The organism is Rahnella contaminans (assembly GCF_011065485.1).
Lineage (GTDB): Bacteria > Pseudomonadota > Gammaproteobacteria > Enterobacterales > Enterobacteriaceae > Rahnella > Rahnella contaminans.
Window position 1 is genome coordinate 694,610 of the sequence record NZ_JAADJS010000001.1, and the last position, 13,655, is coordinate 708,264.

Annotated in this window: 13 protein-coding genes; 8 read left to right on the top strand and 5 right to left on the bottom strand. The window is 57.0% G+C overall.

The genetic code is table 11. The features are described from left to right. The 5 genes from hisD to GW579_RS03150 form a co-directional block, all read right to left on the bottom strand. Positions 1 to 1,341 carry a histidinol dehydrogenase gene (gene hisD, locus GW579_RS03130; RefSeq protein WP_152326192.1) on the bottom strand — a complete coding sequence of 447 codons (1,341 nt, stop codon included), beginning with the start codon at positions 1,339 to 1,341 and terminating at the stop codon, positions 1 to 3. A gap of 16 nt (positions 1,342 to 1,357) precedes the next feature. Continuing rightward, complete coding sequence (locus GW579_RS03135) at positions 1,358 to 2,128, bottom strand: ABC transporter ATP-binding protein (RefSeq protein WP_165057488.1); 771 nt, start codon at positions 2,126 to 2,128, stop codon at positions 1,358 to 1,360. Then, entirely contained in the window at positions 2,128 to 2,937 is an 810-nt protein-coding gene (locus GW579_RS03140; protein ID WP_165057490.1) for an ABC transporter permease, read from the bottom strand. Before GW579_RS03140 ends, GW579_RS03135 begins: the two co-directional genes overlap by 1 nt. Next, the gene (locus GW579_RS03145; RefSeq protein WP_165057492.1) at positions 2,934 to 3,944 is read right to left on the bottom strand and encodes an ABC transporter substrate-binding protein; all 1,011 of its coding nucleotides are present in this window, start codon (positions 3,942 to 3,944) and stop codon (positions 2,934 to 2,936) included. Before GW579_RS03145 ends, GW579_RS03140 begins: the two co-directional genes overlap by 4 nt. Before the next feature lie 278 nt (positions 3,945 to 4,222). Beyond that, a complete protein-coding gene (locus tag GW579_RS03150; RefSeq protein WP_165057494.1) occupies positions 4,223 to 5,203 on the bottom strand; it encodes a LysR family transcriptional regulator in 981 nt (326 codons plus the stop codon). A 187-nt stretch (positions 5,204 to 5,390) separates the two neighbouring features. Here GW579_RS03150 and argH point away from each other — a divergent pair, with 187 nt between their 5' ends. The 8 genes from argH to GW579_RS03190 all read left to right on the top strand — a co-directional run bounded on the left by argH (position 5,391) and on the right by GW579_RS03190 (position 13,644). Continuing rightward, positions 5,391 to 6,818, top strand: a complete 1,428-nt coding sequence (gene argH, locus GW579_RS03155; RefSeq protein WP_152326197.1) for an argininosuccinate lyase — start codon at positions 5,391 to 5,393, stop codon at positions 6,816 to 6,818. Positions 6,819 to 6,855: 37 nt separating this feature from the next. Beyond that, positions 6,856 to 7,728: an amino acid ABC transporter permease gene (locus GW579_RS03160; RefSeq protein WP_152326198.1), complete on the top strand. Its 873-nt coding sequence runs from the start codon at positions 6,856 to 6,858 to the stop codon at positions 7,726 to 7,728. Positions 7,729 to 7,739: 11 nt separating this feature from the next. Continuing rightward, positions 7,740 to 8,504: an amino acid ABC transporter ATP-binding protein gene (locus tag GW579_RS03165; protein ID WP_101079700.1), complete on the top strand. Its 765-nt coding sequence runs from the start codon at positions 7,740 to 7,742 to the stop codon at positions 8,502 to 8,504. A gap of 38 nt (positions 8,505 to 8,542) precedes the next feature. Further along, positions 8,543 to 9,364, top strand: coding sequence for an ABC transporter substrate-binding protein (locus GW579_RS03170; protein WP_165057496.1), 822 nt, complete (start codon positions 8,543 to 8,545; stop codon positions 9,362 to 9,364). Positions 9,365 to 9,385: 21 nt separating this feature from the next. After that, positions 9,386 to 10,243, top strand: coding sequence for a polysaccharide deacetylase family protein (locus GW579_RS03175; RefSeq protein ID WP_165057497.1), 858 nt, complete (start codon positions 9,386 to 9,388; stop codon positions 10,241 to 10,243). Further along, on the top strand, positions 10,236 to 11,138 hold the full coding sequence (locus GW579_RS03180) for a polysaccharide deacetylase family protein (protein WP_165057499.1): 903 nt from the start codon (positions 10,236 to 10,238) through the stop codon (positions 11,136 to 11,138). Before GW579_RS03175 ends, GW579_RS03180 begins: the two co-directional genes overlap by 8 nt. Then, positions 11,131 to 12,486 (top strand): MmgE/PrpD family protein, encoded by a 1,356-nt coding sequence (locus GW579_RS03185; protein WP_165057501.1) that lies wholly within the window; start codon positions 11,131 to 11,133, stop codon positions 12,484 to 12,486. The genes GW579_RS03180 and GW579_RS03185 overlap by 8 nt, the downstream gene beginning before the upstream one ends. Before the next feature lie 114 nt (positions 12,487 to 12,600). Then, positions 12,601 to 13,644: an oxidoreductase gene (locus GW579_RS03190; RefSeq protein WP_165057503.1), complete on the top strand. Its 1,044-nt coding sequence runs from the start codon at positions 12,601 to 12,603 to the stop codon at positions 13,642 to 13,644. Positions 13,645 to 13,655 lie beyond the last annotated feature (11 nt).

The following is a 13,655-nucleotide window of genomic DNA, read 5'->3' on the forward strand; positions in this document are numbered from 1 at the left end:
TTATTGGCCTTTTTTGTTGAGGATCTCAGTGCGTAATGCCGATACCGCCAGCGCGTGGCCGGGGAAGCCCTCGTATAGTGCGAACGCGTGTGCTTTTTCAGCCAGCGGTGCGTAGCCTTCGCGGGTCACGTAGCCGACTGAAATGCGTTTCATGTAATCGAAAACTGAGAGCGGGCCGACGGTTTTCGCTGCACCGTTGGTCGGCAGGACAGCGTTCGGGCCGAGCACAAAATTCCCCAATGTGATAGGCGTGTAGTTGCCGAGCAAGATTTCTCCGGCATTGCGGATTTTGCCCATTACGGCCATCGGTTCTTCGGCAAGGATTTCCAGATGTTCCGGCGCGTACTGGTTAACAAATTCAACGGCAGTGTCGAAGTCAGGCGTCAGCACCACGCCGCCGTGTGTTCCGCATAGAACCGCCTGCGAGAAACCGGCGCGCTTTTCGCCGATTTGCGCCCAATAGCCGGGCAAGGCGGCAATGGCTTCTTCGGCCACGCGGCGGCTGTTTGTCACCAGATAAGCCGAGGAGTCCGGCCCGTGTTCGGACTCGATGATGAGATCTAAGGCTGCCAGCGCACCGTCCACGCTGTCATCGGCCAGAATTAAGCTTTCGCTGGGCCCGGCGGGAATCCCGGGATCGATAAGGTTTGATAACTGGCGTTTTGCCGCCACGACCCACGGGCTGCCCGGTCCGACGATTTTCAGGCATTTCGGCACGGTTTCAGTGCCGAATGCCACGGCCGCCACGCCCTGTGCGCCGCCGCATTTATACACTTCGGTGATGCCCACCAGCCTTGCGGCGACCAGCGTGGCGTCGTCCACTTTGCCGTCCGGCCCCGGTGGGGTGATGACAATGGCGCGTTTGACGCCAGCCACCACCGCTGGGATCGTGGTCATCAGAAAGACGCTGGGGAACGAGCCTTTGCCGCGCGGTACATAGCAGGCGACGGAGTCAATTGGCACATGGCGGTCACCGGCAAATGCGCCGGGGCGGATTTCTTTCATCCACATGTCTTCGGGTTTCTGCGCTTCGTGGAATGCGCGAATGTTTTCCACCGAGAAACGGATGGATTCGATGACCTGTGGATCAAGGCGTTCAAACGCCGTGGCGAACTCAGAATCTTCCGCCATGATGCTCATTTCCGGCGCGGTGACCGCGTCGAAATCGCGGGCAAAGCGTTGCAGGGCGGCGTCGCCATCGGTGCGCACGGCGTCGATAATCGGTGCAACACGCTCAATGAAAAAGGATAAATCCGCTTCGGTGCGCTGGAATAATGCCGGTGGCAGGTCAGTCGAATCGCTCAGGTCATGAAAAGTCACAGATTGAAAAGGTGCAGACATGGTAAATCTCCGGTGATCAGGCCAGCGCGGCGCGGGTGTGGCCGCTGCGGATAGTGTGGAGAACCTGACGTTGCAGGTCAGTGAATTCAGGGCTGGCGGTCAGTTCTTCGCGGCGCGGGCGCGGCAAGGGCACATCAAACGTTGCCTGAATGGTGCCCGGTCCCATCACCACGATGCGGTCGGAAAGATAAACCGCTTCCTCGATATCGTGGGTGACGAACATCACCGTCAGCCGGTGTTGCTCCCAGATACCGGTGAGCAGTTCCTGCATCTGGTGGCGCGTCATGGCGTCGAGCGCGCCGAAAGGTTCATCCATCAGCAATATTTTCGGACGATAGGACAACGCGCGCGCAATCGCCACGCGTTGTTTCATACCGCCGGAAAGCTCGGACGGCCAGGCATCGGCAAACGCCGTCAGCTGAACCAGTTCGAGATGCTGATCGGCTTTTTCGCGGCATTCTGCCCGGCTGAACCCGGCGGCTTTGAGCGCAAATTCGATGTTCTGCCGCGCCGTCAGCCACGGTAATAAAGTATAGGACTGAAACACCACGCCACGGTCGATGCCCGCGCCGCGTATGGTTTGCCCGTCAACCTGCACGTCGCCGCTTTCGTAATCCTCAAGGCCTGCCGCGATGGACAGCAGAGTGCTTTTGCCGCAACCCGACGTGCCGACGACCGAGACAAATTCGTTGTCCGCCAGCGTCAGGCTGATGTCGTGCAGAACTTCGCGCGTCTGTTTTCCGACCTGGAAACTTTTGTGCAAATGAGAAATGGTTAAAACCGACATTACGCACGCCTCTTGTTGTAGCGGAACAGTAGGCGCTCGGCGGCACGCATAATCTGGTCGCTGATTAACCCCAAAATCCCCAGCAGCAGGATGTAACCGATGATGGTGTCGGTCTGGAAGAAGCGCTGGGAAACGACGATTCGGTAACCCAGCCCGGAGGTGGAGGCCACCAGTTCGGCCAGCACCAGCCACGTCCACGCCCAGCCGAGACTGATGCGCAGTGCGTCCCAGATGCCCGGCAGCGCGCCCGGTAAAACGATGCGGAAGAGAATTTTGCGATCCGGCATGCCGAGCGTGCGGCCTAAACCGACGAAATCACCCGGTACGCGTTTCACGGCGTCGATGACCATTAACACCTGCTGGAAGAAGGTACCGATCCAGATAATCAGGAATTTCTGCACGTCGTCTGTACCGGTCCATAAAATGGTCAGCGGCACAAACGCCACCACCGGCATGTAACGAATGAAATCCACCAGCGGTTCGGTCAGGGCTTTGAAGAAACCGTAGCAGCCTGCCAGCACGCCAATCACAATCGACATCACCGAGGAAATGGCGAATGCAATACTGATGCGGTAGAGGCTGCTTTTAACGTCACTCCACAGCGTGCCGTCCTGCGCCAGTGAAACCATTTTCAGCCACACATCGGTGAGTTTTGGCAGAAAAATCGGCGGAATGGCGCCGCTGCGGGTCGCCAGCCCCCACGCCAGAAACAGGACAACGAACAGCGCCACGGCGATGCCGACGAACAATTTGCGCGAGGGCAGGCGGCCAATCACCATCAGGTTGAGCGGTTTACGGCGCGAACTCATGGCAGGCTGTTCACAAAGCTGGCATCAATCACCTGCGCGGCGGTCACCGGTTTTGGGATCAGCCCGGCGGCGGTGGCGGCTTTCAGCACATGCGCAAACGTCTGGTCGGAGAACGAATGGCTGAGCACCTGTTTGTTTTCGGCCAGCGAATAGTATTTCACGCCGTCAAACGCTGATTCCAGGTCCGCCGGTGTGGCCCCCACGGCTTTGGCGATCAGGGCGCGGTCGGCGGTGGTATTGGCCTGATAATGGGTCAGGGCGGCGTCCCAGCTTTTAATCAGCGCGGCAATCTGGCCCGGTTTTTCTTTCAATACGGAATCGCGAACCACCAGAACGTCGCCGATCAGGCCCGGATCGGAAGAGCCGCTGTAGAGCATTTTCAGCGACGGATCCTGTTTTCTGGCGGCAGAAATGTACGGCTCGTAAGTCACGGCGGCGGTGACGCGTTTGGCAATCAGCGCGCTGCCTGCGGAATCGGCAGGCATCGGCACCGGCGTGATATCACTCCATTTCAGCCCGGCCGAGTTGACGGCGCTGTGCAGCAGAATGTCGCTGGTGGTGCCTTCTTCGAACGCCACCTGTTTACCTTTCAGGTCTTTCAACGTGGCGATATCCTTGCCGACCAGCAGGGCGTCGGCGGTTTCGCTCTGATCGAGCAGCAGGACGACTTTCACCGGCAATCCGGCGGAAACCATCGCCATGGCGGTGTGTGTGGCGATGTTTGCGCCGTCAATCTGCCCGCTGGCTAACGCGGCGTTGATGTCTTTGTCTTCGGCGAAGTTAATGATGTCGACCTTTTCCAGCCCCTGCTGTTTAAAAATGCCCTGACTTTGTGCGACGTGCCACTGCCCGTAGCCCAGCCAGGGTTCGATACCCATTTTGAAGGTACCGGCTTCCGGCGCTGTCGTTGCCGCGCCAGCACTCAGGCTGAATGTCGTGAGCGCGCCAATGCAACAGGCCAGCGCAACTTTGTTTTTTAAGGCGTTTAAGGTCTGAGTCGGTGACATGGTGATCCTCGCATGGTGTTGAAAGAGAGAAAGACGGCTAATAGAAATCCTAATGTGCAACCCTGTATAGACAAGTGAGTAAAGCAATTACTACGCCACAGTTGAAATCACGGAAGGAAATCAGGCAGGGCATTGATGTTATACATTTTTGGATAATTAATGAGAAGGAGGTAAACGAATTTATAATTAAAAGTGATAACCTGCACCACAATATGACTTTCATTGCTCTGCGCCGGTGCATAAGACGACGGAGCCGGCAATATTCCCGCTTAATCGAATCAGCTGGCTTTCGCTTCAGGCCGGGGAATGAGTGCCTGTTTGAGAGCATTAAAGAATAAATTCAGCACGGAATTAAACGGGGCGCCTTTTTTAACCACCAGGCTGAAGGGAGTGGCGATTTCAATATTGTCCGGCATCAGCGCTTTGAGTTTATTTCCGTCCATGAACGCACTGGCATAATGTTCCGGTAAAAAACCGAGATAATTACCGGTCATCAGTAACATGGTGACCGCTTCGACCTGTACGGCGATGGCGTGCGGCGTCGTGACGTCAGAGAAGATATTTTTCTTACTGTGATTGGCGTAAAAGTGATTCACCATTTGCGAGGATTTGATTTGTGATTCTTTAATTTCCTGAGCCGGAACGGAGAAGAGCGGGTGTTTATCGCCGCAATAAAGATAGGTCATTTCGTGATACAGGAAAAAGTAATCAAATTCCGGTTTTTCCTGATACACCGGCATGATGCCGCAGGTAAAACGGCCATCAATCACGCCGCGTTCGATCTCGTCGAGCTGGGTGGCGTGCAGGCGTATGTTCACCTTTGGCGCCTGACGGTAAACCTCGCCTAAGCCACAGACGACGGGCGATTGCGGATCCGTAATGGTGTTGTCGATAATGCCGATGTTCAGCTCTCCGAACAGTTCGTGGCGCGCATGATTGAGTTTGTCGCGAAAGAGGTTGATGGAAGAAAATAAATCCAGACACGCCTGATACGCGACTTTTCCGTGTTCGGTTAAATAAAACCCCTCACGCCCGCGCGTACAAAGTTTCATCCCAAAGCGGATCTCCAGATCCGATATTTGTTTGCTGATTGCCGCCAGGCCAATATTCAGTTCATTACAGGCTGCGGTAAATCCACCGGCCTCTACCACGGTTTTAAAGACGCGCAAAAGTTTTAAATCTGCGACGCCAAGGCTGTGCTGGTTAATATCACTTTTTGCGGGTGATGTGTTTCCTGATTTGGAAAGTGGACTTTCCATAATAAATATTTACCCCCGCTCTAAAAATCTACAACATCAAATTCACTTAGCCTCACTCGTTATTACGCTGTAAGCCTGAGATTGTTCAGTGTCATTCGAAACACTGTTGGCTGAAATTTATTTAAACGCCGTCAGACAATACGCTGGATTCAGGTTTGCAACATCTATGCCATAAAAGGAAACGATCATGTCCCAGCAGCCAGAACTTCTTTGGGGAGCCCGCTTCAAACACGGGCCAGCCGCGGCGTTAAGCGCCTTATCGCGCAGCCCGGAATATTATTTTTCACTTGCTGAATATGATCTGGAAGGGTGCCGCGCACACGCTTATGAATTAAAGCGCGCCGGTTTACTTGATGAGAATGAAACCCGTCAGATGGTTGAGGCCATTGAGCAACTGGCCGCCGATTTTCGCGCCGGAACCGTGACGCCGGTTCAGGGCGATGAAGATGTGCATACGTTTATCGAACGCAGCCTGACCGAACGGCTGGGCGCGCTTGGCGGCAAACTGCGCGCCGGACGTTCCCGTAACGACCAGACCGCCAACGATTTGCGTCTGTACCTGCGCGATAACACCCGCAAAATCGTGGTGGCGCTGCTGGAATTACAAACCGCGCTGATCAAACAGGCGGAACAGCATATTCATACCCTCGCGCCTGGTTTTACGCATCTGCAACAGGCGCAGCCGATTGTGTTTGGTCATCAGCTGATGGCGCATGCGCAGTCGTTTTACCGCGACGTTGAACGCCTGCGTGACTGGGATAAACGCTGCGCACTTTCTCCGCTAGGGGCGGCGGCGATGGCCGGTTCTGCCATCGCGATGCACCCGGAATTATCCGCTAAAGATCTGGGCTACGACGGCGCGTGTGAAAACTCCATTGACGCCGTTGCCAGCCGTGACCACGTCGCTGAATTCCTGTTTGCCGGCAGCATGCTGAGCGTCAACCTATCGCGCATTTGCGAAGAAGTTTGTCTGTGGGCGTCGCGCCAGTTCCGCTGGGTCGAGCTTGACGACGGTTACGCCACCGGCAGTTCCATCATGCCGCAGAAGAAAAACCCCGACATTGCCGAGCTGACGCGGGGCAAAAGTGGCCGTCTGATTGGCAACGTGACGGCGATGCTGACCACCATGAAAGGGCTGCCGCTTTCGTATAACCGCGACCTGATTGAAGACAAACGCAACGCGATGGACACCGTTGATCAGCTGTTGCTGGTGCTGCCTGCAATGGCCGGAATGATCGACACCATGAAGGTGAACGTTGAACGGCTGCGCGAACAGGCACCTGAAGGTTTCACGCTGGCGACCGAAGTGGCGGACTGGCTTTCCCGCCGCGGCGTGCCGTTTAAGGAAGCGCACGAAATCACCGGCCAGCTGGTGCAGGTTTGCGAGCAACACAATCTGGCGCTGCATGAACTCAGCGATGCCCAGCTGCTGGCCGTGGATCCGCGTCTGAGCGCTGACGTGCGCGATTGCCTGACGTTAGAAGCCGCGGTGAATGCCCGCAGCGGCTGGGGGGGTACGTCTCCGGTGCGCGTGGCCGAGCAGATTGAGCGGCTGAAAGTGCGTCTGGCCGGGCAGTCGGCCTGGGCAACGGCCTACACCGGCCTGTCTTTATAACGTCTGCATAACTTCTACACCTCGCGGGGAGCGGCGAATGACTTTGTATCAGAAGACGTCTGAAAACGTGAAAACCGCTGATATCGATCTCAGCGAATACCACTATGTGCCGCAGCGTTATTACGGCCGGATTTTTGCCTCGGTCGCGATCCTGGTGCTGCTGGCCTTGCTGGTGAACGCCTTTGCGCACGGCAAAATCGAATGGCAGTACGTGGCGCAGTTTCTGACCGCCAAAGCGATTTTGTTCGGGCTGGGCAACACCATTGTGATGTCGGTGCTGGCGATGGCGCTGGGGATTGTATTCGGGGTGATTATCGCAGTGATGCGCATGTCGCAAAACCCGGTGCTGCGCAGCGTGGCGATGGGCTACACGTGGATTTTTCGCGGTACGCCGCTGATTTTACAGCTGCTGCTGTGGTTTAACCTGGCACTGATTTTCCCGACCATTTCCATTCCCGGCCTGTTTAGTATTCAGACCGTGGACATCATGACGCCATTCACCGCCGCACTGCTCGGGCTGAGTATTAATCAGGGCGCGTACACCTCGGAAGTGGTGCGCGCCGGGCTGATTTCGGTCGATCTCGGGCAGTACGAGGCGGCGAAGTCCATCGGCATGACGCGTCTGCATGCACTACGGCGGATCATTTTGCCGCAGGCCATGCGGGTGATTATTCCGCCTATTGGTAACGAATTTATCAGCATGGTGAAGACCACCAGTCTGGCGAGCATGATCCAATATTCCGAAGTGCTTTATAACGCGCAGACCATTTACTTCGCCAATGCGCGGGTGATGGAACTGCTGTTTGTCGCCGGTATCTGGTACCTGGTGGTGGTGACGGTGTTGTCGCTCGGGCAGAACCGTCTGGAACGCTATTTCGGTCGTGGCACCCGCCGCCGCACCAGCCACTGAGGAGCCAGACCATGAAAAGTATTATCAAAGCCGTCAACGTCAATAAGTACTTTGACCAGTTTCAGGCGCTGAAAAACATCAATCTTGAAGTTAAACACGGCGAAGTGATGTGCATCATCGGGCCATCAGGCTCGGGGAAAAGTACGTTTCTGCGCTGTATTAATCAGCTTGAGCGCATCGACAGCGGCGGCGTCTGGGTGGATGACGAACTGGTCGGTTACCGCATGGACGGCAAAAAACTTTACCCGCTCAATGACCGGCAGATTGCCCGCCAGCGGCTGAAAACCGGCATGGTTTTCCAGCGTTTCAATCTGTTCCCGGACAAAACGGCGCTGGAAAACATTATCGAAGGGCCGTGTCAGGTTCTGCTGCGGCCGGTGAAAGAGGCGACGCAGGAAGCCATGGCGCTGCTCGAACGCGTCGGGCTGGCGCATAAACGCGATGCGTATCCGCTTGAGCTTTCCGGTGGTCAGCAACAGCGCGTGGCGATTGCCCGTGCGCTGGCCATGAAACCCAAAGTGATGCTGTTTGATGAGCCGACGTCGGCGCTCGATCCGGAAATGGTCGGCGAAGTACTGGCGGTGATGCGCGGTCTGGCCGCTGAAGGGATGACGATGATTGTGGTCACGCATGAATTAGGTTTCGCGCGGGAAGTCGCTAACCGCGTGGTCTTCATGGATGAGGGAGGAATTATAGAAAGTGGTAATCCGGAAGACATTTTGCTTAATCCACAAAACCCGCGGACGCAGAACTTTATCTCTGCCGTCCTCATTTGACCCTTTTGCCGTTAACTTTTGACTATGGGAATGCCTTCATGAAAAAAACACTGTTGTCCCTTATTACTGCGGCGGTTCTGTTGCAGGGCGCGGTTCCTGTCGCCAGCGCCGCTGAGCTGAAACAAAAAGACGAAATCAAAGTGGCGATGATGCCGAACTATCCGCCGCTGGAATTCAAAGATCCGGCCACCGGCCAGCTAACCGGCATGGATTACGATCTGGGCATGGAACTCGGCAAGCGCCTGAACCGCAAAATCAGCTGGCAGGAAATCGGCTTCGAACAGATGGTGAACGCCGTCGCCACGCATCGCGTGGACATGATCCTTTCCGGCATGACTGACACCAAGCCTCGCCAGGATATCGCCACGTTTGTGGATTACTACAACAGCGGGCCGCAGTTCTACACCACCGTCGCGCACAAAGAAATCAACACCCTGTCAGATCTCTGCGGCAAGAAAGTCGGTACCAGCCGCCGCACCACTTTCCCGGCTGAAATCGCTGCATGGAGCGAAGCAAACTGCGTGCCGGCAGGCAAACCGGCCATCGTGGTGATTGGTGCGGAAGGCACGGCGGATGCGCGTACCCAGCTGCGTCAGGGGCGAATCGAAGGTGTGGTGCAGGGCAGCGAAACTCTGCCGTACATCATGAATCTGGAAAAAGACACCTATAAACCGCTGGGCAAAGCCTTTGCGTATCAGGTCACCGGCATGGGGATCAGCAAAGACGATCAGCCGCTGATTGACGCGGTGAAAGGCGCGCTGACCGGCATGATTGCCGACGGTACGTATCTGAAAATTCTCACCAAATGGGGCCTGCAGGACGGTGCAATTTCGGAAGTCACCATCAACAAAGGCAAATAACCTCAGGTAACGGACCGACTCATGACGATTTCAGCACAACACACGGCCAGTCTATGGCCGGAAGGCAAACGCGGCTGCATGGCGCTGGCGTTTGATCTCGACGGCCCGACCGGCGACGCGATGCTTAACGGCACAATCTGGCAGAAAGCGGATTACTTTACCTTCGGCGCTTACGGCCCTTACCGGGCGCTGGGGCGGATCCTCGATTTGCTCAGTGAACATCAGCTTCCGGCGACGTTTTTCATTCCCGCGTGGGTGGTGGAAAACTGGCCGAAACAGTGTCAGGCGATTGTCGAGCGCGGCCATGAAGTGGCGTATCACGGTTATCGTCATGAGTCTTTTTACGCCATCAGCGCCGAAAAACAGCGCCAGGTGATGGAGAAGTCCCGCGAGATTTTCTGGCAGGTTTTAGGGATACGCGCCGAAGGTTTCCGCACGCCGTCCGGTGACTGGCACAAGGAAACACCGGCGATGCTGCTCGACGCGGGCGTGACGTATTCCAGCAGTATGCGCGGCGACGACCGGCCCTATCTGATCACCGTTCCCGGCCATGAACGGCCGCTGGTGGAAATTCCCGGCCGCTGGGAAATGGACGATTACGCGTCTCTGGCCTACACCCGCGAGCCGAATTTCCCGTCGGGGCTGGATCGCACCGCCAGTTACGCGCTGACGCTCGACAACTGGTGCCGTGAATACGACGGCGCGATGAATGAAGGGCTGAGCCTGACGACGTTGTTCCATCCGAAAATCAGCGGAAAACCGGGACGCATCATGCTGCTTGATCAATTTTTCAGCCACCTGAAAACGCGTGACGACGTGTGGTTTGCGCGCTGCCGCGACGTGGCGCACTGGTGGATGCAGGAGCATGCCAATGACTAATCAAAACTGGCCGCAGGGCTATCGCTGCGCGGTGATTATTACGGTGGATTTCAACGATATTCACGGCATTCTCAGCCAGGTCCCCGCCGTGGCTGGCCGCGAAAAAACGCTGTCGGTCTGGCGATACGGCACGCTGCGCGGCATCGACCGTTTGCTGGCGCTGCTGGATGAAAAAAACCTGCGCAGCGCCTGGTGTGTGCCGGGCATTGTGGCGGACGAAAACCCGGAGAAAATCCGCGAAATCGACCGCGCCGGTCACGAGCTGGCGACCTGTGGCTATGAATTTGCGCATTTCGACGGCCTGACGCTGGCGCAGCAAACTGACAGCCTGCAACGGGGCAAAGCGGCGCTAAAAGCCCTGACCGGCAAGGTGCCGCGCGGTTTTCGTCTGCCCGCAGGAAACTGGGCACCGGGTTTTGCGGATGTGCTGACGGATGAAGGTTTCAGCTGGACCTCCGGCTGGCGCGGCGATGATTTGCCGTATTTCCAGCCCATGCAGGATGGCTTGCCGTCGCGGCTGGTGGAACTGCCGCTGCATTATGAGATGGAAGACGAGCCGTATTTCGCCTTTAACCTCAGCCCGGCGGTGCCCCCGGCGCAGTCACGCATTGCGTCCTACAGCCAGACGCTGGGCAACATGAAGATGGATTTCGACGGTTTCTACCGTTTTGGCCTGTGCTATGTGCTGCGGCTGCATCCGGAAGTGATCGGCACCGCCGGACGCATTGGCGTGCTGGCTGAACTGCTGGACTACATCACGTCAAAACCGGATGTCTGGGTCGCCAGCGCCAGCGAGGTGGCCGACTGGTGGTCACAGAATCAGCCGCAAAACGAGGCGTCCCATCCGGCGCAGATCTGGATGCAACATACCGCGCCGGGAGTCAGCCATGAGTAAGCTTTCGCAGCAGCAAATTCTGAGCGAATTTGTGGTGAATATCCATTTCGACGATTTGCCGCCACGGCTGGTGGAACGTACCAAACGGCATATTCTCGATACGATTGGCGCGGGGCTGGTGGGGGCGACCAGCGACGTGGCAAAAGACGTGGCCGCGATGATCCTCGGTGAAGGCGCACTGCCGCTTTCCCCGGTCTGGGGCTACCGCGAGCTGACGTCTGCGCGCAACGCTGCGCTGCTCAACGGCGTGGCGGCGCACGCGCTGGAACTCGATGACACCGGCGGCTGCGATCATTCCGGCGCGGTGGTTATTCCCGCCGTGCTGGCGGTGTTGCCGCTGTGCCCGCAACCGGTCAGCGGCAAAGCGTTTATCACGGCAGTCGTTATGGGTTACGACGTGGCGCGCCGCGTGCTGGAAGCCTGTGGCGGCTATTCCCCGCACAACCGGGCGGGCTGGCATTCCACGTCAACCTGCGGCGTATTTGGCGCAGCCGCGGCCGCGGGGAAAATTCTCGGCCTGAGTGCAGGGCAGATCAGCTCTGCACTGGGCATTTCCGGCAGTTTCAGCGGTGGCCTGTGGGCGTTTATCCATGACGGTTCGCAGAGCAAGAAGCTGCACGCAGGCCGCGCCGCAGAAGGCGGAGTTCTCGCCGCGCTCAGCGCCCGGCAGGGCATCATCGGGCCTGCGCAGTTATTCGAAGATCAGTGGGGCGGATTCCTCTCAACGCTGGCACCGCAAAGTGCAATGCCCGAAATGCTGACGGCCAGTCTGGGTGAAATCTGGAAGCTGGAGCGTTGTTCCATCAAGCCTTACGCCTCGTGCCGTGGTACGCATTCCGCGATCGACGCGACGGGCATTTTGCTTGAGGAAATGCATGCGACCGCCGGTGATATCGAAAAAATCGTCGTCCGTTTGTGCCCGTTCCTCAACGGAATGTGCGGAGATAATGAAATCGCCACGCTGGCGGCGGCACAGATGAGCCTGCGTTACGCCATCGCGGCGCGTGTTGTTTTCGGCCATGCCGGGCTGGACGCTTACGGTACGGCGCAACGGCAGGATCCGGATTTGCTGGCGATGATCGCCCGGATCGTGCTGACGGAAGATGCCACGATGAGTTCCGACAGCGAGCCGGATGTGACGGTTTTCATCCGAACCGGCGAATCAAAAACCTTGCGAGTAGATGTCGCGCTGGGCTCACCGGGGAATCCGGTGTCGGATGAGCAGCTTAAGGAGAAGTTTGTGTCGCTGGCGACCCGGGTGATTTCAGTGGCGGGTGCGGAGAGGATTTGGAACAGCGGGATGGAAATGGAGAATTTGCCTGATGTGCAGGGGGTGTTTGGGCGGTGAGCCCAGGGCCCTGTTGGCCCGAACCAAATTTTTACTTGTCCCGTTCTGTAAGCTGGTGTCAAATCAGGTGATTAGCGTCCTGACGGGCAAGACCGTTAAACAGAGGAAAATCCCATGTCCCAGACTCTCCGCGTTGGCCTGATCGGCTATGGCTTCGCCAGTAAAACTTTCCATTCACCTTTGATTGACGGCACGCCGGGCCTTGAGCTGGCTGTGGTGTCGAGCAGTGACGCCGCAAAAGTCCATGCCGACTGGCCAAATGTCACGGTTGTTGATTCCCCGGAGAAGCTTCTTGCCGAACCGTCCATCGATCTGGTGGTGATTCCTACGCCAAACATCACGCATTTCCCGCTGGCGAAGCTGGCGCTGGAAGCCGGTAAACACGTTGTTGTCGATAAACCGTTCACCGTGACACTCGAAGAAGCCCGCGAGCTGGACGCGCTGGCGCGTGAAAAAGGCAAAGTGCTTTCTGTGTTCCACAACCGTCGCTGGGATTCTGATTTCCAGACCGTGAAAGCGCTGATCGAAGAGGGATCGCTGGGCGAGATCGTGTATTTCGAATCGCATTACGATCGCTACAAACCACAGGTGCTACAGCGCTGGCGTGAAAGCGATGCGCAGGGCAGCGGCATCTGGTACGACTTAGGTTCACATCTGCTGGATCAGGCGCTGCAATTGTTTGGTACGCCGGATTCGTTACAGGCTGACCTGGCCGTGCTGCGTCCGGGCGGTAAAGCGGTGGATTATTTCAATGCCGTGCTGACGTATCCGCGCCGCCGCGTGGTGTTGCACAGCACCGTGTACGCCGTGGCGGAAACAGCCCGTTTTATCGTGCAGGGCGAAACCGGCAGCTATGTGAAATTTGGTCTGGATCCGCAGGAAGATCGTCTGAAAGCGGGCGAACGTCTGCCGCAGGAAGACTGGGGATACGACAAACGTGACGGCGTGATCACGCTGAGCCACGAGGGTGTGCTGGCAGAGAAATCGTTGCTGACCATTCCGGGGAACTATCCTGCGTATTACGCGGGTGTGCGCGATGCAATTAACGGTAACGGCGAAAATCCGGTTCCGGCATCGGATGCTATCCGCGTAATGGAAATGATTGAGCTGGGCATGCAATCTTCAGAACAACAGGCGACGCTGAAAGTAAAAAAATAAGCCGCCGTTAA

Excerpts from the sequence above, each read along its gene's own strand:
- argH (WP_152326197.1), top strand. The coding sequence starts at position 5,391 with ATGTCCCAGCAGCCAGAACTTCTTTGGGGAGCCCGCTTCAAACACGGG.
- GW579_RS03160 (WP_152326198.1), top strand. The coding sequence starts at position 6,856 with ATGACTTTGTATCAGAAGACGTCTGAAAACGTGAAAACCGCTGATATC.
- GW579_RS03185 (WP_165057501.1), top strand. The coding sequence starts at position 11,131 with ATGAGTAAGCTTTCGCAGCAGCAAATTCTGAGCGAATTTGTGGTGAAT.
- GW579_RS03165 (WP_101079700.1), top strand. The coding sequence starts at position 7,740 with ATGAAAAGTATTATCAAAGCCGTCAACGTCAATAAGTACTTTGACCAG.
- GW579_RS03140 (WP_165057490.1), bottom strand. The coding sequence starts at position 2,937 with ATGAGTTCGCGCCGTAAACCGCTCAACCTGATGGTGATTGGCCGCCTG.
- hisD (WP_152326192.1), bottom strand. The coding sequence starts at position 1,341 with ATGTCTGCACCTTTTCAATCTGTGACTTTTCATGACCTGAGCGATTCG.
- GW579_RS03135 (WP_165057488.1), bottom strand. The coding sequence starts at position 2,128 with ATGTCGGTTTTAACCATTTCTCATTTGCACAAAAGTTTCCAGGTCGGA.
- GW579_RS03150 (WP_165057494.1), bottom strand. The coding sequence starts at position 5,203 with ATGGAAAGTCCACTTTCCAAATCAGGAAACACATCACCCGCAAAAAGT.
- GW579_RS03145 (WP_165057492.1), bottom strand. The coding sequence starts at position 3,944 with ATGTCACCGACTCAGACCTTAAACGCCTTAAAAAACAAAGTTGCGCTG.
- GW579_RS03190 (WP_165057503.1), top strand. The coding sequence starts at position 12,601 with ATGTCCCAGACTCTCCGCGTTGGCCTGATCGGCTATGGCTTCGCCAGT.
- GW579_RS03170 (WP_165057496.1), top strand. The coding sequence starts at position 8,543 with ATGAAAAAAACACTGTTGTCCCTTATTACTGCGGCGGTTCTGTTGCAG.
- GW579_RS03180 (WP_165057499.1), top strand. The coding sequence starts at position 10,236 with ATGACTAATCAAAACTGGCCGCAGGGCTATCGCTGCGCGGTGATTATT.
- GW579_RS03175 (WP_165057497.1), top strand. The coding sequence starts at position 9,386 with ATGACGATTTCAGCACAACACACGGCCAGTCTATGGCCGGAAGGCAAA.